Annotated in this window: 18 protein-coding genes and 1 pseudogene; 6 read left to right on the forward strand and 13 right to left on the reverse strand. The window is 70.5% G+C overall.

Translation table 11 applies throughout. The features are described from left to right. Nucleotides 1–47: 47 nt before the first annotated feature. Nucleotides 48–1,280: a geranylgeranyl reductase family protein gene (locus VXC91_RS10625; protein WP_329506860.1), complete on the reverse strand. Its 1,233-nt coding sequence runs from the start codon at nt 1,278–1,280 to the stop codon at nt 48–50. A gap of 183 nt (nt 1,281–1,463) precedes the next feature. Here VXC91_RS10625 and VXC91_RS10630 point away from each other — a divergent pair, with 183 nt between their 5' ends. Continuing rightward, the gene (locus VXC91_RS10630; protein ID WP_329506861.1) at nt 1,464–2,819 is read left to right on the forward strand and encodes a dipeptidase; all 1,356 of its coding nucleotides are present in this window, start codon (nt 1,464–1,466) and stop codon (nt 2,817–2,819) included. A gap of 122 nt (nt 2,820–2,941) precedes the next feature. Here the strand turns inward: VXC91_RS10630 and VXC91_RS10635 are convergent, their stop codons facing one another. Together VXC91_RS10635 and VXC91_RS10640 are read right to left on the reverse strand one after the other, a co-directional pair. Continuing rightward, nucleotides 2,942–3,982 carry an NUDIX hydrolase gene (locus VXC91_RS10635; protein WP_329506862.1) on the reverse strand — a complete coding sequence of 347 codons (1,041 nt, stop codon included), beginning with the start codon at nt 3,980–3,982 and terminating at the stop codon, nt 2,942–2,944. 151 nt (nt 3,983–4,133) lie between these two features. Further along, on the reverse strand, nt 4,134–4,313 hold the full coding sequence (locus VXC91_RS10640; protein WP_329506863.1) for a hypothetical protein: 180 nt from the start codon (nt 4,311–4,313) through the stop codon (nt 4,134–4,136). Between VXC91_RS10640 and VXC91_RS10645 the strand changes: the two genes are divergently transcribed. Next, entirely contained in the window at nt 4,303–4,398 is a 96-nt protein-coding gene (locus tag VXC91_RS10645; protein ID WP_329506864.1) for an NPCBM/NEW2 domain-containing protein, read from the forward strand. The two genes, VXC91_RS10640 and VXC91_RS10645, sit on opposite strands and share 11 nt — an antisense overlap. Nucleotides 4,399–4,480: 82 nt before the next feature. Here the strand turns inward: VXC91_RS10645 and VXC91_RS10650 are convergent, their stop codons facing one another. Further along, nucleotides 4,481–5,440, reverse strand: a complete 960-nt coding sequence (locus VXC91_RS10650) for an ROK family protein (RefSeq protein WP_329506919.1) — start codon at nt 5,438–5,440, stop codon at nt 4,481–4,483. A gap of 206 nt (nt 5,441–5,646) precedes the next feature. Between VXC91_RS10650 and VXC91_RS10655 the strand changes: the two genes are divergently transcribed. Next, nucleotides 5,647–6,729: a LacI family DNA-binding transcriptional regulator gene (locus VXC91_RS10655; RefSeq protein ID WP_329506865.1), complete on the forward strand. Its 1,083-nt coding sequence runs from the start codon at nt 5,647–5,649 to the stop codon at nt 6,727–6,729. A 115-nt stretch (nt 6,730–6,844) separates the two neighbouring features. On the opposite strand, the gene VXC91_RS10660 is transcribed toward VXC91_RS10655, so the two are convergent. Next, nucleotides 6,845–8,176: a DUF6986 family protein gene (locus tag VXC91_RS10660; RefSeq protein ID WP_329506866.1), complete on the reverse strand. Its 1,332-nt coding sequence runs from the start codon at nt 8,174–8,176 to the stop codon at nt 6,845–6,847. A gap of 208 nt (nt 8,177–8,384) precedes the next feature. Between VXC91_RS10660 and VXC91_RS10665 the strand changes: the two genes are divergently transcribed. Further along, on the forward strand, nt 8,385–9,290 hold the full coding sequence (locus VXC91_RS10665) for an endonuclease/exonuclease/phosphatase family protein (RefSeq protein ID WP_329506867.1): 906 nt from the start codon (nt 8,385–8,387) through the stop codon (nt 9,288–9,290). A 55-nt stretch (nt 9,291–9,345) separates the two neighbouring features. Here VXC91_RS10665 and VXC91_RS10670 read toward each other — a convergent pair whose 3' ends face one another. The 4 genes from VXC91_RS10670 to VXC91_RS10685 form a co-directional block, all read right to left on the reverse strand. Next, nucleotides 9,346–10,308, reverse strand: coding sequence for an electron transfer flavoprotein subunit alpha/FixB family protein (locus VXC91_RS10670; protein ID WP_329506868.1), 963 nt, complete (start codon nt 10,306–10,308; stop codon nt 9,346–9,348). A 56-nt stretch (nt 10,309–10,364) separates the two neighbouring features. Further along, nucleotides 10,365–11,150 carry an electron transfer flavoprotein subunit beta/FixA family protein gene (locus VXC91_RS10675; protein ID WP_329506869.1) on the reverse strand — a complete coding sequence of 262 codons (786 nt, stop codon included), beginning with the start codon at nt 11,148–11,150 and terminating at the stop codon, nt 10,365–10,367. A 194-nt stretch (nt 11,151–11,344) separates the two neighbouring features. Continuing rightward, nucleotides 11,345–11,854 (reverse strand): flavin reductase family protein, encoded by a 510-nt coding sequence (locus VXC91_RS10680; protein WP_329506870.1) that lies wholly within the window; start codon nt 11,852–11,854, stop codon nt 11,345–11,347. A 257-nt stretch (nt 11,855–12,111) separates the two neighbouring features. Next, a complete protein-coding gene (locus VXC91_RS10685) occupies nt 12,112–12,525 on the reverse strand; it encodes a TlpA family protein disulfide reductase (protein WP_329506920.1) in 414 nt (137 codons plus the stop codon). A gap of 75 nt (nt 12,526–12,600) precedes the next feature. Between VXC91_RS10685 and VXC91_RS10690 the strand changes: the two genes are divergently transcribed. Both VXC91_RS10690 and VXC91_RS10695 read left to right on the forward strand, forming a co-directional pair. After that, on the forward strand, nt 12,601–13,017 hold the full coding sequence (locus VXC91_RS10690) for a DUF4395 domain-containing protein (protein ID WP_329506871.1): 417 nt from the start codon (nt 12,601–12,603) through the stop codon (nt 13,015–13,017). Nucleotides 13,018–13,199: 182 nt separating this feature from the next. After that, complete coding sequence (locus VXC91_RS10695) at nt 13,200–13,928, forward strand: lysophospholipid acyltransferase family protein (RefSeq protein ID WP_329506872.1); 729 nt, start codon at nt 13,200–13,202, stop codon at nt 13,926–13,928. A gap of 6 nt (nt 13,929–13,934) precedes the next feature. On the opposite strand, the gene VXC91_RS10700 is transcribed toward VXC91_RS10695, so the two are convergent. The 4 genes and pseudogenes from VXC91_RS10700 to VXC91_RS10715 form a co-directional block, all read right to left on the reverse strand. After that, nucleotides 13,935–14,627, reverse strand: coding sequence for a B3/B4 domain-containing protein (locus VXC91_RS10700; protein ID WP_329506873.1), 693 nt, complete (start codon nt 14,625–14,627; stop codon nt 13,935–13,937). An 8-nt stretch (nt 14,628–14,635) separates the two neighbouring features. Continuing rightward, a pseudogene (locus tag VXC91_RS10705) lies at nt 14,636–15,006 on the reverse strand (hypothetical protein). A 93-nt stretch (nt 15,007–15,099) separates the two neighbouring features. Continuing rightward, entirely contained in the window at nt 15,100–16,170 is a 1,071-nt protein-coding gene (locus tag VXC91_RS10710; RefSeq protein ID WP_329506874.1) for a threonine aldolase family protein, read from the reverse strand. After that, entirely contained in the window at nt 16,167–16,919 is a 753-nt protein-coding gene (locus VXC91_RS10715; protein ID WP_329506875.1) for an SDR family NAD(P)-dependent oxidoreductase, read from the reverse strand. The genes VXC91_RS10710 and VXC91_RS10715 overlap by 4 nt, the downstream gene beginning before the upstream one ends. Between the last annotated feature and the right edge of the window lie 52 nt (nt 16,920–16,971).

The raw sequence follows: 16,971 nt of genomic DNA on the forward strand, positions 1-16,971 counted from the left end.
CTGAAGGCCCGGGAGGCCTCGCCAGAAACCGCTGAACCCGCCCTCGGTCAGGAACCGACACCGTCGCCCGCGGGCCCCCCGTCCAGCACGGCCAGGGCACGCTGGGCGATCCGGCGGTTGCGGACTACGTCCCCCAGAGAAGTGGACCCCTGGGTGATGTCCTTGAACGCCTTCCAGGCGGGGCGGAAGCCGGTCAGCGCCGCATGGAACAGGCCCGGGCGGCGCTCGAACACCGACAGCAGCCGCTTGCCGACGCCCATCTCGACACCCAGCCCGGCCTTGATCGCGAAGGCGTAGTTCAGAGCCTGCCTGCGCGTGTCCACCGCGTCGTGCGCCTCCGCGATCCGCACCGCCCACTCCCCCGCGAGCCGTCCCGACCGCAGCGCGAACGAGATCCCCTCGCGGGTCCAGGGCTCCAGCAGTCCCGCGGCGTCCCCGCAGACCAGCACCCGCCCGCGCGAGAGCGGCGAGTCGTCGGCACGGCAGCGGGTCAAGTGCCCCGAGTGGATGCTCGGTTCGAAGCCGGCGAGTCCGAGACGGGCGATGAAGTCCTCCAAGTACCGCTTGGTCGCGGCTCCCTCACCGCGCGCCGAGATCACGCCGACCGTCAGCGTGTCCCCCTTGGGGAAAACCCAGCCGTAACTCCCGGGCATCGGCCCCCAGTCGATGAGCACCCGCCCCTTCCAGTCCTCGGCGACGGTCTCCGGCACCGGGATCTCCGCCTCCAGACCCAGATCCACCTGGTCGAGCTTCACTCCCACGTGTGCCCCTATACGGCTGGCGCTGCCGTCCGCGCCCACGACGGCGCGCGCCAGCAGCGTCTCGCCGCTCTGCAGGACGACGGCAACCGTGCGACGGTCCGGCACCGCCGAGCCGTGCTGCTCGACCCGCGACACCGTGGCACCCGTGCGCAGTTCCGCTCCCGCCTTCTGGGCGTGCTCGACGAGTTGCTGGTCGAACTCGGAACGGTTGATCAGCCCGAACAGCATGTGCTTGGCACGGCGGGTGCGGGTGAAACGTCCGTTGTTGGAGAAGGTGACCGCATGCACCCGGTCGCGCAGCGGCAGCTCGAAGCCGGGCGGCAGGGCGTCGCGCGAGGGGCCGATGATGCCGCCGCCGCAGGTCTTGTAGCGTGGCAGCTCGGCCTTTTCCAGCAAGAGCACGCTGCGTCCCGCGACCGCCGCCGCGTAGGCGGCCGACGCCCCCGCGGGTCCCGCGCCCACCACGACGACGTCCCACACCTGCTGCACGTCGTCCGCCGAAGAGTTCTCGCTGCTCACGATGGTCTACTGCTCCCGATCAAGCTGCTTGCCGCACCTGTCTCACGCATCCTACGGCGGCGTCGTCACAGGTCGCTGTGGGAGGATCGGCAGCGTATGCGCCCTGCACACCAGCACGCGCATACACATACCCGTACAGGAAGTACTCAACGGTACAAAGTCGCACCCACAAGGAGCGTGCCCATGTCGTCGAATCCGGTCGCCGAAGCCGTCGCCTCGCTGATGCCCAAGGCGAAGGAGGAGCTCACCGAACTGGTGGCCTTCAAATCGGTCGCGGACTTCGACCAGTTCCCCAAGAGCGAGAGCGAGGGCGCCGCTCGCTGGCTCGCCGACGCGCTGAGCGCCGACGGCTTCCAGGACGTGGCGCTGCTCGACACCCCGGACGGCACGCAGTCGGTGTACGGGTACCTGCCCGGCCCGGAGGGCGCCAAGACGGTACTGCTGTACGCGCACTACGACGTGCAGCCGCCCCTCGACGAGGCAGGCTGGACCACCCCGCCCTTCGAACTGACCGAGCGCGACGGCCGTTGGTACGGACGCGGCGCCGCCGACTGCAAGGGCGGCGTCATCATGCATCTGCTCGCCCTGCGCGCGCTGCGGGCGAGCGGCGGCGTGCCGGTGAACATCAAGGTCATCGCCGAGGGTTCGGAGGAGCAGGGCACCGGCGGTCTGGAGCGGTACGCCGAGGAACACCCGGACCTGCTCGCCGCCGACGCCATCGTCATCGGCGACGTCGGCAACTTCCACGCCGGACTGCCGACGGTCACCTCGACGCTGCGCGGCATGACTCTCGTCCGGGTCCGTGTCGACACGCTCGAAGGCAACCTCCACTCGGGCCAGTTCGGCGGGGCGGCGCCCGACGCGCTGGCCGCCCTGATCCGCGTACTGGACTCGCTGCGGGCCGAGGACGGTTCGACGACCGTCGACGGACTGGCCCCCGAGGCCCGGTGGGAGGGCGTCGAATACGCCGACGCGCAGTTCCGCAAGGACGCCAAGGTGCTGGACGGAGTGGACCTGATCGGCTCCGGCTCGGTCGCCGACCGAATCTGGGCGCGCCCGGCCGTGACCGTGCTCGGCATCGACTGCCCGCCTGTCGTGGGCGCCACCCCCTCGGTCCAGGCGAGCGCCCGCGCGCTGATCAGCCTGCGGGTGCCGCCGGGCGTGGACGCCGTCGACGCCACGAAGCTGCTCCAGGCCCACCTGGAGGCGCACACGCCGTGGGGCGCACGGGTGCGGACGGAACAGATCGGCCAGGGGCAGGCGTTCCGGGCCGACACCTCCAGCCCGGCCTACGCGGCGATGGCCGACGCGATGTCCCTCGCCTACCCGGGCCAGGAGATGCAGTACGCGGGCCAGGGCGGCTCCATCCCGCTCTGCAACACCCTCGCCTCGCTCTACCCGCAGGCGGAGATCCTCCTCATCGGCCTGAGCGAGCCCGAGGCGCAGATCCATGCGGTCAACGAGAGCGTGTCTCCGGACGAGTTGGAGCGCCTGTCGGTGGCCGAGGCGCTGTTCCTGCGCAACTACGCGGCCAACTGAGCGACTTCACACACGGCAAGGGGTCCTCGTCGCCGGGCGGGGACCCCTTCCACGGTCGTCCCGTGGACGGCGTCGACGTCCTTGCGCGCCCCTGCCGGCAGGCGGAACGGGTCGAGGCGGGTTCAGCCGACCGGGACGCCGGCCTCCAGATAGTGCACCGCCCCGCGTTCGCGCGCCCTGAGGGCCCAGCGCAGCCGTTCGTAGCGGACGGGCGGCAGCAGACGGGCCGCTTCCGCCTCCGCGACGAACCGCCAGTCGCGCAACTCGGGCCCGGGGAGCAGCAGGCGATCGGCCGCCGTGCTGTCGAGGCGGCCGCCGTCGAAGAGGAGCCGCAGCCCACCGTATCCGGGGGGTACGGGGGGCTCCCAGTCGACGACCAGGAGCCGGGGAATCACCTCGAGCGTGAGCCCGGTCTCCTCGGCGACCTCGCGTATGCCGGCGCTGGCGGGGGCCTCACCGGGTTCGACGACGCCGCCGGGGAACTCCCACCCTGCCTTGTAGGTGGGGTCGACGAGCAGCACTCGGTCCTGCTCGTCGAAGAGCAGCACGCCCGCCGCGAGGGTCTCGGAGGTCGGCTCGGGCGTCTGCACGATGTCGCAGACGGGCGCGGCGTCGGTACGGACGGCCTCGGCGATCCGCACGGCGGTCTCGTACGGGGTGAGGGTGCTGGAGTCGACGGGGTACGCGTCCGCGGTGAGCCAGGCGGCGAGGGCGGCCCGATAGGGCTCGATGTGGTCGTAGGACCACTGCCGGACCCGCATCTCTCCGTCGGGGAGGTCGGGCGGCACCTCCCGGCCGGCTATACGCTCGCGCAGGATCGTTTCGGCCGGGGCGAGGAGGACGTGGCGCACCGGGATGCGGCGGGCGGCGAGGCCGCCGAAGATCTCGTCGCGGTACCCCTGGCGCAACAGGGTCAAGGGAACCACGAGGACACCGCCGAGTTCGGCGACCATCGCCGCCGCCGTGTCGATCACGAGCCGTCGCCAGATCGGCAGGTCCTGGAAGTCACCGACCTCGGCGAGGCGCTTCGGCGGCAGCAGGTGCGTGAGCGCTCCACCGACGACCTCGGGGTCGAAGAGCGTGCTGTTCGGGATCAGTTCGATCAGTTCCCGTGCGGTGGTCGTCTTCCCCGCACCGAACGCACCGTTGATCCAGACGATCACGGTTCCCCCTCTTCTGTTGGCCCCCTGTGGCTTGCCCTCTCAACCCTGCCACGGAAACCCGCCGCTGATGAGGGCGCGTCCGACGGCCGACGCGCCGCGGCGCCGCTGCCCCTGCTGTCCGGAGCACCGGCGCCGCAATGCACACTCCCCGTCAGCCGTTCTGCCCGAGAACGTCCTCCTTCGCCGCAAGGCTGTCGTGGCCGAAAGTGTGGTCGACGGCGCTGAGCGTGTCCTTGACGTCGAGGTCGCCGAGTCCGTCGTGGTGGGCGGCATGGGACGAGGTGAGTGCCGCCACGACGAATCCGGTGGCGAGGGAGGCGATGGCGAGCATGCTGATCCACCTGGTCGTCACCGACGGCGGCGACGGCGACGACTCGGACCACGCGGACTGGGCGGACGCGAAGCTGGGCCGCTGACCGCACCCGGGGGCGCCCCGGCACATCGGCGCCGGGGCGCCCCCTCTGCCCATGCGCTCGCGCAGGAACAGCCGAGACCGAATCAGCTCGCCAGGCCTGCCGTCGGCGCGTCCTCCCGGCCGCGCAGCGCGGCGGCGGCCGCGCCCACGAGCCCCGCGTCCGTGCCCATCTGCGCGGGCTCCACGGTCAGGCCCTGCACGAAGGACAGCGTGGCGTAGTCCGGCAGGGCCTTGCGCAGGGGCATGAAGAGCACATCGCCGGCCTTGCCCACTCCCCCGCCGATCACCGCGATGTCGATCTCGACGAGCGTCGCGGTCGCGGCGATCCCTGCGGCCAGTGCCCGGGCCGCCCGCTCGAAGGAGGCCACCGCCACCGGATCGCCCTCGCGGGCGGCGGCGGCCACCGCGGCGGCCGAGGTGTCGCCGTCCGGCCCCGGCCGCCAGCCGCCCTCCAGGGCCCGGCGGGCGATGTTCGGCCCGCTCGCGATGCGCTCCACGCAGCCACGCGCCCCGCACGGGCACGGGTCGCCGTCGAGGTCGACGCTGATGTGCCCGATGTGGCCCGCGTTGCCGGTCGGCCCCGGGTACAGACGGCCCCCCAGCACCAGCCCGCCGCCGACGCCCGTGGACACCACCATGCACAGCGCGTTGTCGTGGCCGCGGGCCGCGCCCTGCCAATGCTCGGCGGCGGTGATCGCCACACCGTCACCGATCAGCTCGACGGGCAGGCCGCCGGTCGCGGCCCGCACCCGCTCGACCAGCGGGTAACCGCGCCAGCCCGGAACGTTGACCGGGCTCACCGTACCCGCGGAGGCATCCACCGGACCCGCGCTGCCGATGCCCACGGCCTGTGCCCGCTCCCAGAGCGGCGAGGCCGTCAGCTGCCCGATGACGGCCTCCACGGCCCCCATCACGGTATCGCCGTCCTCCTGCGCGGGCGTCGCGCGCTGTGCGCGCAGCAGGATCCGGCCGTGGCCGTCCACCAGCGCTCCGGCGATCTTGGTGCCGCCGATGTCGAGCGCGGCCACGAGGTCGGTGTGCATCAGTGTCAGATCTCCCAATGCTTCGGTCGTACCGGCACCACGAACGGCGGATGCCGCTGCGAATGCGGTTCCCCCGGCCGGGCACAGGCAGGAGGAGAGGAACCCCTGGGGGGAGGCGCGGGCCGGAGATTGCGGTGGACAGTGTCTCCCGCATCTGACAACGTTGTCCAGGCTCTATGCTCGATGCCACATCCTCATACAACGCCATGGACCGACGCATCCCCGTGGACGACAGGACAGGACAGCGCATCGTGCCCGACACCGCACGCCGACCCGAGAACCGCTACGGCAACCGGCCGACCATGAAGGACGTGGCAGCACGAGCCGGAGTCGGCCTGAAAACGGTGTCGCGTGTCGTCAACGGGGAGTCCGGAGTCACCCCGGACACCGAACGCCGGGTCCATGAGGCCATCGAGGCGCTGGGCTTCCGCCGCAACGACAGCGCGCGGGTACTGCGCAAGGGCCGCACCGCGAGCATCGGCCTGGTTCTCGAGGATCTCGCGGACCCCTTCTACGGCCCGCTCAGCCGCGCGGTCGAGGAGGTCGCACGGGCCCACGGAGCCCTGCTGATCAACGGTTCCAGCGCCGAGGACCCGGACCGCGAGCAGGAGCTGGTACTGGCGCTGTGCGCGCGCCGTGTGGACGGACTGGTCGTCATCCCGGCCGGCGACGACCATCGCTATCTGGAGCCGGAGCTCAAGGCAGGGGTCGCCACGGTGTTCGTCGACCGTCCCGCCGGACGGATCGACGCCGACGTCGTCCTGTCTGACAGCTTCGGCGGCGCCCGCGACGGGATCGCCCACCTGATCGCGCACGGCCACCGCCGGATCGGCTTCATCGGCGACATGCCGCGCATCCACACCGCGGCCGAGCGGCTGCGCGGTTACCGGGCCGCGATGGAGGACGCCGGCATACCCGTCGAGGAGTCGTGGATCTCCCTCGGTGTCACCGACCCCGAGCGGGTACGGAGGGCAGCCGAGGAGATGCTGTCGGCTCCCGCCCCCGTGACGGCGATCTTCGCGGGCAACAACCGTGTGACGGTCACCGTCGTCCGTGTCCTCGCCGAGCACGACCGCCCGGTCGCCCTCGTCGGCTTCGACGACTTCGAGCTGGCCGACCTCCTCAAGCCCGGGGTCACGGTCATCGCCCAGGACGCCGCCGCCCTCGGCCGCACAGCCGCCGAGCGCCTCTTCCGTCAGCTCGACGGAACCCTCATCACGCCCGAACGCATCGAGCTGCCCACCCGGCTGATCACCCGGGGGTCGGGCGAGCTGCCGCCCGTCGACTGAGGAGCGGCCCTCCTCGGGGCCGCCGTGGGCCGCAGAGGCCGCGGCGAGCGTGCCGGCCGCCCGATACGCCGCGAGGCGGCGCCCCGGCCCGGCCCCACGCCACGGAAGAGCGCCGCTACTTCCCCGAGACCGTGAGATCGCCCCGCCTCCGTGCCGCGAAGCCCTCCAGATCCGCCCGGGTCAGGCCGGTGGCCTCGGCGACCTTCCCGACGTCCAGCGCACCGCAGTCCAGCCCCCGCAGCAGATAACCGCTCAGCGCCTTTGCGGTCGCGGGCTCGTCCATCACGTCACCGCCACTGCGCCGGGCATAACGGGCCAGACGCGCCGCTGCCTGTTCGAAGCCCTCACGGTAGAAGGCGAAGACGGCCGCGTACCGGGTCGGAAGGTGGCCGGGGTGCATGTCCCAACCCTGGTAGTAGGCGCGGGCCAGGGCCCGACGGGTGAGCCGGTAGTGCAGCCTCCAGGCCTCATGGACCTTTTCCGTCGGCCCGACGGGCAGGACGTTCGTGGAGCCGTCGCAGACGCGCACGCCGGTGCCGGCGGCCGCGACCTGCATGATCGCCTTGGCGTGGTCGGCGACCGGATGGTCGCTCGCCTGGTAGGCGGCGGACACGCCGAGGCAGGCGCTGTAGTCGAAGGTGCCGTAGTGCAGTCCGGTGGCACGGCCCCGCGCGGCCTGGATCATTCGAGCGACCGTGGCAGTGCCGTCGGCACCCAGGATGGCCTGGCTGGTCTCGATCTGGATCTCGAACCCGATCCGGCCGGGCTCGAGCCCGCGCGCCTTCTCGAACTCCTCCAGCAACCGCACCATGGCGGCGACCTGCTCGGCGTACGTGACCTTGGGCAGGGTGAGCACAAGGCCGTCCGGCAGACCGCCGGCCTCCATCAGGCCCGTCAGGAAGATGTCGAGCGTGCGGATCCCCCGGTCCCGTACCGGGGCTTCCATGCACTTCATGCGGATCCCCAGGTACGGGGCGGTGGTGCCCACCCCGGCATCCGGCCGGGAGGCGCGCGCGGCATGGGCCTGCGCGATCAGCCGGGCCGCGCGGGCAGCCGCCTCGTCTTCCTCGGCGTCGGGCCGTGGGCCGTAGCCGTCCTCGAAGTCGACGCGCAGGTCCTCGATCGGCTCGCGCTCCAGTTTCGCGCGCACACGGTCGTGGACCGGCTCGGCCAGATCGTCGGCGAGACCGAGGACGGCGGCCAACGACGGGGCGTCCGGGGCATGTTCGTCGAGGGCCGCGAGGGCCTGGTCGCCCCAGGAGCGGACGGTGTCGGCGGCGAAGACGTCACCGGGGACGTAGACGGTGTGGACGGGCTGACGCGTGCCGGGGTCACCCGGATAGCGGCGCTCCAGTTCGCGGTCGATCGGGGAGAGAGAGGTACTGATCTCCTTGCCGACGGCGCCCGCCAGGCTCGTCACCACCCGCTCCTGCTGCCCCTGGCCCATCCCTCACCCTCCCAATTTCCGCTTCACGGAATCAACAATCCGTTTAATGAAGCTATCCGTGGATATTGCCGCAGGTCAACAACTCTTGCGCGCCGAGCACTCCCCGCCTTCCATGGAAGAAACGCCCACTTTTGCCATGCTCACGCTCATCTCATACGGTTCTGTCAGACTACGGCTCGCACGGCACCCTCCACAGAAGGAGCCTCTCGTGCCCCACCACAGCCGAGTCACGCGTCGCCTGGGCCTCAAGACCGCCGCGTTGGCCGCGGTCACCCTCCCCCTGTCCAGCGCGGCACTGGCCCCGCAGCACGCCTCGGCGTCAAACCCGCACGACCGCCATCTCGAGGTCATGTCCTTCAACCTGCGCTTCGCGGGCACCGCCGAACCCAACAGCTGGACGAACCGCCGCCCGGTCATGAGCGCGCTGCTGCGCAGGGAGCGGCCGCACGTCATCAGCACTCAGGAGGGCCTCTACCATCAGGTCCGGGACATCGCGGCCGACCTGGGAACGGGCTACGCCTGGATCGGCACCGGACGCGGGGGCGGCAGCCGCGACGAGTTCGAGTCCGTCTTCTACGACTCACAGCGGCTCGGCCCCGTGGAGTACGACCACTTCTGGCTCTCCGACACCCCGGACGTGATCGGCTCGAACACCTGGGGCGGAGCCTGCATCCGCATGGTCACCTGGGTCCGCTTCCGCGATCTGCACCACGGAGGGCGGGAGTTCTACGTCCTCAACACCCACCTGGACAACAAGAGCCAGTACGCACGCGCACGCGCCGCCTCCCTCATCGCCGATCGGATCGGCGGGCTCGACCGTTCCCTGCCGCTCGTGATGACCGGCGACTTCAACGCCGCCGCACACAAGAGCCCCGTTTACCACACGCTTCTCGGCGCCGGTCTCGTCGACACATGGGACACGGCCGCCGAGCGCACCGCGCCGTACGGCACCTTCCACGGGTTCCGGCCGCTCAGGCCGGACGGCGAGCGCATCGACTGGATCCTGGCCACCCCCGGCGTGACGGCGCACTGGGCGTCGATCAACACCTTCGCACAGGAGGGCCGGTTCCCCAGCGACCACCTTCCCGTGCAGGCGTCGCTGACCCTGGGATGACAAGGGCCCCCGCGACGCCGGTGCGGTCGCGGGGGCCTCGCGCCCGTGAAGTCGCTCAGCCCTTGCGGGCCTTGATCTCCTCGGTCAGCTGGGGGACGACGTCGAAGAGGTCGCCCACGATGCCGTAGTCGACCAGGTCGAAGATCGGCGCCTCGGAGTCCTTGTTGATCGCGACGATCGTCTTGGAGGTCTGCATGCCGGCCCGGTGCTGGATCGCACCGGAGATACCGGAGGCGATGTACAGCTGCGGGGACACGCTCTTGCCGGTCTGGCCGACCTGGTTGGTGTGCGGGTACCAGCCGGCGTCGACGGCGGCACGCGAGGCGCCGACGGCCGCACCCAGGGAGTCGGCGAGCGCCTCGATGATCGCGAAGTTCTCCGCACCGTTGACACCGCGGCCACCGGAGACCACGATCGCGGCCTCGGTCAGCTCAGGACGGCCCGTCGACTCACGCGGCGTACGGGCGGTGACCTTGCTGCCCGTGGCCTTGTCCGAGAAGGACACGGTCAGCGCCTCGACCGCACCGGCGACCGGGGCAGCCTCCACGGCCGCGCTGTTCGGCTTGACGGTGATGACCGGGGCACCCTTGATGACACGGGACTTGGTGGTGAAGGAGGCGGCGAACACCGACTGCGTGGCCACCGGGCCCTCGTCGCCCGCCTCCAGGTCGACGGCATCGGTGATGATGCCCGAGCCGATACGCAGGGCCAGACGGGCGGCGATCTCCTTGCCCTCGGCGGAGGACGGCACCAGCACCGCGGCCGGGGAGACGGCCTCGTAGGCGACCTGCAGCGCGTCCACCTTCGGCACGACCAGGTAGTCGGCGTACTCGGGCGCGTCGTGGGTGAGGACCTTCACCGCGCCGTGCTCGGCGAGGGCGGACGCGGTGTTCTCCGCGCCGGCGCCGAGGGCGACGGCGACCGGCTCGCCGATGCGGCGGGCCAGCGTGAGCAGCTCCAGGGTGGGCTTGCGGACGGCACCGTCCACGTGGTCGACGTAGACGAGAACTTCAGCCATGGGAATGGATCTCCTTGCGGATTGCGAAGTCTGAGGGGCGGTCAGGCGTGTGAGCCTTAGATGAACTTCTGGCTCGCGAGGAACTCAGCGAGTTGCTTGCCGCCCTCGCCCTCGTCCTTGACGATCGTGCCCGCGGTGCGCGCCGGACGCTCGGCCACGGTCTCGACCTTCGTCCGGGCACCCCCGAGGCCGACCTCTTCGGCGTCGACGTCCAGGTCGGACAGGTCCCAGGACTGAACCGGCTTCTTCTTGGCGGCCATGATGCCCTTGAAGGACGGGTAGCGCGCCTCACCCGACTGGTCGGTGACCGAGACGACGGCAGGGAGCTGAGCCTGGAGCTGCTCGGAGGCGGTGTCGCCGTCACGGCGGCCCGTGACGACGCCGTCCTCCACGGAGACCTCGGACAGCAGCGTGACCTGCGGGACACCCAGACGCTCGGCCAGCAGCGCGGGAACCACACCGGCGGTTCCGTCGGTGGAGGCCATGCCGGAAATGACCAGGTCGTAGCCGGCCTTCTCGATCGCCTTGGCCAGCACCAGCGAGGTGCCGATGACGTCGGTGCCGTGCAGGTCGTCGTCCTCCACGTGGATCGCCTTGTCGGCACCCATCGACAGAGCCTTGCGCAGCGCGTCCTTGGCGTCCTCCGGACCCACCGTCAGCACGGTGATCTCGGCGTCGTCGGCGTCCTCGGCGATCTGCAGCGCCTGCTCGACGGCGTACTCGTCGAGCTCGGAGAGCAGACCGTCCACGTCGTCCCGGTCGACGGTCAGGTCATCGGCGAAGTGCCGGTCGCCAGTGGCGTCGGGCACGTACTTCACAGTGACAACGATCCTCAAGCTCACGCCGGCTCTCCTACTGCATCGTCATTTCTGGGCTGCCTTCTTGCAGGCAGCATAGGCGCCTGAAGCGGGCGATCCCGGTCGGGGCGACCCCGCGCTCCAAACGAAATATTACTCGCCAGTACACCCAGTACATGCCCGCTAAGCAAGCGCTTTGAACTGTGACCTTGACAACGCTGCGTAACCGGTCGGCCTGTTCAGTCACGCAGCCCGCTGAAACGACCCTGGTGATAGAGCAGGGGGCGGCCGACTCCGGAGGGGTCGCCGAGCACGACCTCGGCGATCACGATGCGGTGGTCTCCGGCGGGCACCCGCGCCACCACGCGGCAGACGAGCCAGGCGAGCACTCCGTCCAGCACGGGAACACCCTCGGGTCCCTCGCGCCAGCGGGTCGGCGCGCCGAAGCGGTCGGCCCCGCTCCTGGCGAAGGTGCCGGCCAGGGCTTCCTGGTGTTCACCGAGTATGTGCACGCCGACGTGGTCGGCCTCGGAGATGACGGGCCAGCTCGACCCCCCGGCACCGACGCCGAACGAGATGAGCGGGGGCTCGGCGGAAACCGAGCTGAGGGAGGTGGCGGTGAAGCCGACCGGCCTGCCGTCCCCTTGGGCGGTGACCACGGCGACTCCCGCCGCGTGCCGCCGGAAGACGGAACGCAGCAGGGCCGGGGAGGCGAGTTGAGGGGTGCCGAGGCCGGGTGAGGCCGTCATGGAACTGTCCTTCTGCGAGAGGCGACGTGGCGCGGATCCGTGGCTGTTCAGCAAGCCGGCCAACACGCACTCGCGGTGCGGACCAGGTCCACGTGGACGCGCTCGAAGAGAAGGGGTTCCGGGGGCATGAGGTCAGGCTGACGATAGATGGTGGGCGCAGTCAAGTTCGTCCGGGCAACTGGGAGATACGTCATCGTCCGCCTCCCGCTCGTCTCGCGGCGTTCGGCCCGGGTCCCTGCCGTCCGTCCGAGAGGGCGTCAGACGGCCTCGCCCAGCGCGGCGATCACGTCCGCCTTGCGGGGCTGACCGGTCGCGCGGCGCACGATCCTCCCGTCCGCGTCCAGGACGAGCACCGTCGGCGTCTTGAGGATGTCCAGCGCGCGGACGAGTTCGAGACGCTGTTCGGCATCGATCTCGACATGGGTGACGCCGGGCACCATAGCGGCCACCTCGGTGAGGATCCGACGCGTCGCCCGGCAGGGTGCGCAGAAGGCACTGGAGAACTGGACCAGCGTCGCCCGCTCGCCGAGCCCGTCACCCAACTCGGCGGCGCCCAGCCGCTTCCCGTCGTCCCGTCCATGCACTCTCATTCTCCCGCTCCGCCGCCGGTGCAGCACACCGTAGGCACTCGCCAGCACGAGCACGGTCACACACACCACGAGTCCGGCCATCACATGCTCCAGCATTCACAAGACTGCAAAGATTCCCGCCTCCACGAATCGTCTCCCGTGCGTAATGCTCGATTCATGGACATCGACGCAAGGGGACCGCGCTTCGGGGCGGCCGTGACGACCGTGGTGCTTGCGGTCGTCCTGATCACCGGCAGCGGCTGGCTACTGGCCTGGCAACTCCTGGCGTTCGCCCTGGGAGCGGCCGGGGGCGTGGCGCGTTCACCCTACGGCCTGCTCTTCCGCGCCCTGGTCCGGCCGCGGATCGGGCCGCCGACGGAGTTCGAGGCGCCGCAGCCATTGCAGTTCGCCCAAGCGGTCGGTCTCGTCTTCGCGGCGCTCGGACTCGTGGGCTACGCCGCGGGGCCGCAGTGGCTCGGGCCGGCCGCGACGGGGCTCGCGCTCGCCGCCGGCTTTCTCAACGCGGCGTTCGGGTACTGCCTGGGCTGTGAGCTGTACCTGCTCGTACGCCGAGTTGGGGCACGCGGGCAGTAGGACGGACCCGAAACCCGAGGTGGCGCAGACGGGTGACGTGACGAGGATCTCGCCGCCCAGGGGCACCAGGACTGGCCCCGCGTCCGTTCATCGGGCACGATCTGCGGCAAGCCGTAAACCTACGGCTGCGTAACTTCGGCTGGGAGTCCCTTCCCAGGCAGAGAGAAGGGTCCACCCCGTCCATGGCTGAGCTCGTCTACCGTCCCGTCATCGGTCTCGCCCTCACGACGTTCAAGGCATGGGACCTGAAGATCGACTGCAAGGGATCGGAGAACATCCCGCGCTCGGGCGGTGCGGTGCTCGTGAGCAACCACATCAGCTATCTGGACTTCATCTTCAACGGTCTGGCGGCGCTTCAGCAGAAGCGCCTGGTGCGCTTCATGGCCAAGGAGTCCGTCTTCCGGCACAAGGTGTCCGGCCCGCTGATGCGCGCCATGAAGCACATCCCGGTGGACCGCAGGCAGGGCGAGGCGGCGTACGCCCACGCGCTGGACTCGCTGAAGTCGGGCGAGGTCGTCGGGGTCTTCCCGGAAGCCACGATCTCGCAGTCCTTCACCCTCAAGAGCTTCAAGTCGGGCGCCGTGCGCCTGGCCCAGGAGGCCGGCGTCCCGCTGGTCCCGATGGCCCTGTGGGGCACGCAGCGGCTGTGGACGAAGGGACACCCGCGCAACTTCCGGCGCAGCCACACGCCCATCACGATCCGGGTGGGCGAGGCGATCGAGGCCACGCGCGACACGTACGCCGGCGTGCTCACCCGCCAGCTGCGCGAGCGGGTCCAGGAGCTGCTGGAGGCCGCGCAGCGCGCCTACCCCGTGCGGCCCAGGACCCCGGACGACACCTGGTGGATGCCCGCGCACCTCGGCGGAACGGCACCGACGCCGGAGCAGCTGCGCGCCGTCGAGGCGCACTGACCCACCTCACACAGGGGCGTGGACGGTGATCCGCGCCCCGGGGCTGAACTTCTCCAGCGCTTCGGCGAGTTCCGCGCCGGCCTTCTCGACGTCGGCCACCGGCATCGGGGGCAGGCTCTCCAGCAGGAAGAGCGCCGAGGTGGAAGCCTCGGTGAGCCGGGTACGCGGCCCCTGGCGCCAGTTCCAGCGGCGGCAGGTCACGCCGGTCTCGTCACACCAGACCACCTCGCCGGCGTCCGGGTGTTCGACGGTCTCCTCGCCTCCCGCGACGGACAGGAACTCCTCGTCACCCATGGCCCGCACGAGGTGCATGGAGCCCTGGATCAGATCGAGGTCCTCGCCTCCGACCGGGATCAGATGGGCGACGCTGATCGCGTTGTAGATGTCGACGAGCACATTGATCCGGGGCAGACCGGCGTCCGACAGCGCCCGCTTGGCCAGCGCTTCGGCCGAGTTGCGGGTGCGCGACGGCTTTGCCCCGAAGGCCGTGTACGCCGCGCGCCAGGCCGCCAAGTGCGGGTCCTCGTGCGGGGCGCGCCCCTCGAGACGGACTGCGAGGCGGTGGGCCGCGTCGTCGAGCAGGGCCGAAGTGCCTTCGGTGCTGGGCCCGTTCACGAGGTCGTAGGCCTCGATCGCCACGTGCGTGAAACCGGGCGCGAGGGCACGCACCGCGTCGGACACGGTCAGGGTGAGAGTCATCGCCTGCCTCAGAGTGCGGTGGGGAGCGTCTTCCAGAGGGTCGGCCGGTCGGGAGCGGCCTTGAGAACGCTCAGTACGGCCGGGTGAGGTACAGCATACAGGACCGGACAGTCCGCTTCATTGGACTTCGCGTGGCAGATGCCGGTGCGCTGCTCGATGACGTCGGAGGCGCTCCAGGTGACGCGCGGGTTGCCGCTGTCGGCGGAATGCGGAATGGCATCACGCACGAATTCATAGGCGGCTTGCGCATAGGCATACGGGCCCATCGCCCGGTCGGCGAGTCTCGCCGCCGTCTCACGGACACCGGATGACGATGGCCGATCGCCTCGTCAGCAACCAAGTACGCGGAGAGGTCCGGGATCTGCCGGATCAGTTCCATGTCGGCAGAGCATAGAAATGCGACCGGCCGCCAATCGATTGATTTTCGGTCGGCCGCACATCTATGCATCCTCGGACGGTGGGAGGGCGGCGTCTAGCGCGCCATCTCCTCCTTGAGGGCCGCGACGAACCGGTCCACGTCGTCCTCCGTCGTGTCGAAGGCGCACATCCATCGGACGTCGCCCGCGGCCTCGTCCCAGAAGTAGAAGCGGAAGCGCTTCTGCAGACGTTCGCTGACATCGTGCGGCAGTCGGGCGAACACGGCGTTGGCCTGCACCGGGTAAAGGATCTCCACACCGTGGACCGAACGCACACCCTCCGCCAGCCGCTGTGCCATCTCGTTGGCGTGACGGGCGTTGCGCAGCCACAGGTCCTTGGCGAGCAGGGCCTCCAACTGCACGGACACGAAGCGCATCTTGGAGGCAAGCTGCATGGACAGCTTGCGCAGGTGCTTCATGTGGCTGACGGCGTCCTGGTTGATGACGACGACCGCTTCGCCGAACAGCGCTCCGTTCTTGGTCCCGCCCAGGGAGAGGATGTCGACGCCGACGGCGTTGGTGAACGTCCGCATCGGCACGTCCAGGGAGGCGGCCGCGTTCGCTATACGAGAGCCGTCCAGGTGCACCTTCATCCCGCGCGCGTGAGCGTGCTCGCAGATCGCACGGATCTGGCCGGGCGTGTAGAGGGTGCCCAGCTCGGTGCTCTGGGTGATCGAGACGACCTGCGGCATCGCCCGGTGTTCGTCCTCCCAGCCGTAGGCCTGCCGGTCGATCAGCTCGGGCGTGAGCTTGCCATCCGGGGTGGGCACGGTGAGCAGCTTGAGGCCGCCCATACGCTCGGGGGCACCGCCCTCGTCGACGTTGATGTGCGCGCTCTCGGCACAGATCACCGCACCCCAGCGGTCGGTGACCGCCTGGAGCGCGACGACGTTCGCACCCGTGCCGTTGAAGACCGGGAAGGCCTCCGCCGTGGCCCCGAAGTGGCTGCGGATGATCCCTTGAAGGTTCGCCGTGTAGTCGTCCTCGCCGTACGCGACCTGGTGCCCGCCGTTGGCCACGGACAGGGCGGCGAGCACCTCCGGGTGCGCCCCGGCGTAGTTGTCGCTCGCAAAACCGCGGACCTCCGGGTCGTGATGGCGACGCGCGTCGGTCTTGGGAGGGTTCACGGCGTCTCGGTGAGCCACAGACGGTTTCCGTTCACTTCAGCGGCGGGCTTCTCCCAGACCCCGGCGATGGCCTCGGCCAGGTCCTTGACATCTGTGAAGCCCGCGAACTTCGCGTTGGGGCGCTCGGCGCGCATCGCGTCGTGCACCAACGCCTTCACCACAAGGATCCCAGCCGCCGACGTCGGCCCCTCGGCACCCCCCGTCTTGCGGAAGGCGTCGGCCATGGCGAGCGTCCAGGCCTCGGCGGCGGCCTTGGCAGCGGCATAGGCGGCGTTGCCCGCAGTGGGCTTGGTCGCACCCGCGGCGCTGATCAAGACGTACCGGCCGCGGTCACTGCGCTGGAGCGCGTCGAAGAAGGCCAGGGAGGTGTGCTGCACGGTGCGGATGAGCAGCAGGTCCAGGAAGTCCCAGTCGTCGAGGCTGGTCTTGGTGAAGGTCTCGCTGCCGCGCCAGCCTCCGACGAGGTGCACCAGCCCGTCGACACGCCCGAAGTCCTTCTCGATGTGGGAAGCCCAGTCGCGCGTGGACTTCAGGTCGAGCAGGTCGACCGTGTCCCCGATGACGGTGGCACCGCCGTGCGCGTAACGGGCCGCGTCCACGGCTTCCGCAAGGCGCTCGGGGTCGTTGTCCGAACCGACGACGGTCGCCCCGGCCTCCGCCAGCCGCTGCAGCGCCGCCCGGCCGGCGGGTCCGCCCGCGCCGGCCACCGCGATCACCGCACCGCTCAGTGCTCCGTTCCCGTTCCGCATGGTCCTCGCCTCCCGAGCAGCATCCGCTGCATCACCCGTACGCACTGCGCGA

It is taken from the genome of Streptomyces chiangmaiensis, from assembly GCF_036281785.1.
Lineage (GTDB): Bacteria > Actinomycetota > Actinomycetes > Streptomycetales > Streptomycetaceae > Streptomyces > Streptomyces chiangmaiensis.

What these genes read in the sequence shown, in the direction of transcription:
- VXC91_RS10630 (WP_329506861.1), top strand. Translation starts at nt 1,464, where the DNA reads ATGTCGTCGAATCCGGTCGCCGAAGCCGTCGCCTCGCTGATGCCCAAG.
- VXC91_RS10645 (WP_329506864.1), top strand. Translation starts at nt 4,303, where the DNA reads ATGGCGAGCATGCTGATCCACCTGGTCGTCACCGACGGCGGCGACGGC.
- VXC91_RS10640 (WP_329506863.1), bottom strand. Translation starts at nt 4,313, where the DNA reads ATGCTCGCCATCGCCTCCCTCGCCACCGGATTCGTCGTGGCGGCACTC.
- VXC91_RS10650 (WP_329506919.1), bottom strand. Translation starts at nt 5,440, where the DNA reads ATGCACACCGACCTCGTGGCCGCGCTCGACATCGGCGGCACCAAGATC.
- VXC91_RS10655 (WP_329506865.1), top strand. Translation starts at nt 5,647, where the DNA reads ATGGACCGACGCATCCCCGTGGACGACAGGACAGGACAGCGCATCGTG.
- VXC91_RS10660 (WP_329506866.1), bottom strand. Translation starts at nt 8,176, where the DNA reads ATGGGCCAGGGGCAGCAGGAGCGGGTGGTGACGAGCCTGGCGGGCGCC.
- VXC91_RS10670 (WP_329506868.1), bottom strand. Translation starts at nt 10,308, where the DNA reads ATGGCTGAAGTTCTCGTCTACGTCGACCACGTGGACGGTGCCGTCCGC.
- VXC91_RS10680 (WP_329506870.1), bottom strand. Translation starts at nt 11,854, where the DNA reads ATGACGGCCTCACCCGGCCTCGGCACCCCTCAACTCGCCTCCCCGGCC.
- VXC91_RS10685 (WP_329506920.1), bottom strand. Translation starts at nt 12,525, where the DNA reads ATGGCCGGACTCGTGGTGTGTGTGACCGTGCTCGTGCTGGCGAGTGCC.
- VXC91_RS10690 (WP_329506871.1), top strand. Translation starts at nt 12,601, where the DNA reads ATGGACATCGACGCAAGGGGACCGCGCTTCGGGGCGGCCGTGACGACC.
- VXC91_RS10695 (WP_329506872.1), top strand. Translation starts at nt 13,200, where the DNA reads ATGGCTGAGCTCGTCTACCGTCCCGTCATCGGTCTCGCCCTCACGACG.
- VXC91_RS10700 (WP_329506873.1), bottom strand. Translation starts at nt 14,627, where the DNA reads ATGACTCTCACCCTGACCGTGTCCGACGCGGTGCGTGCCCTCGCGCCC.
- VXC91_RS10715 (WP_329506875.1), bottom strand. Translation starts at nt 16,919, where the DNA reads ATGCGGAACGGGAACGGAGCACTGAGCGGTGCGGTGATCGCGGTGGCC.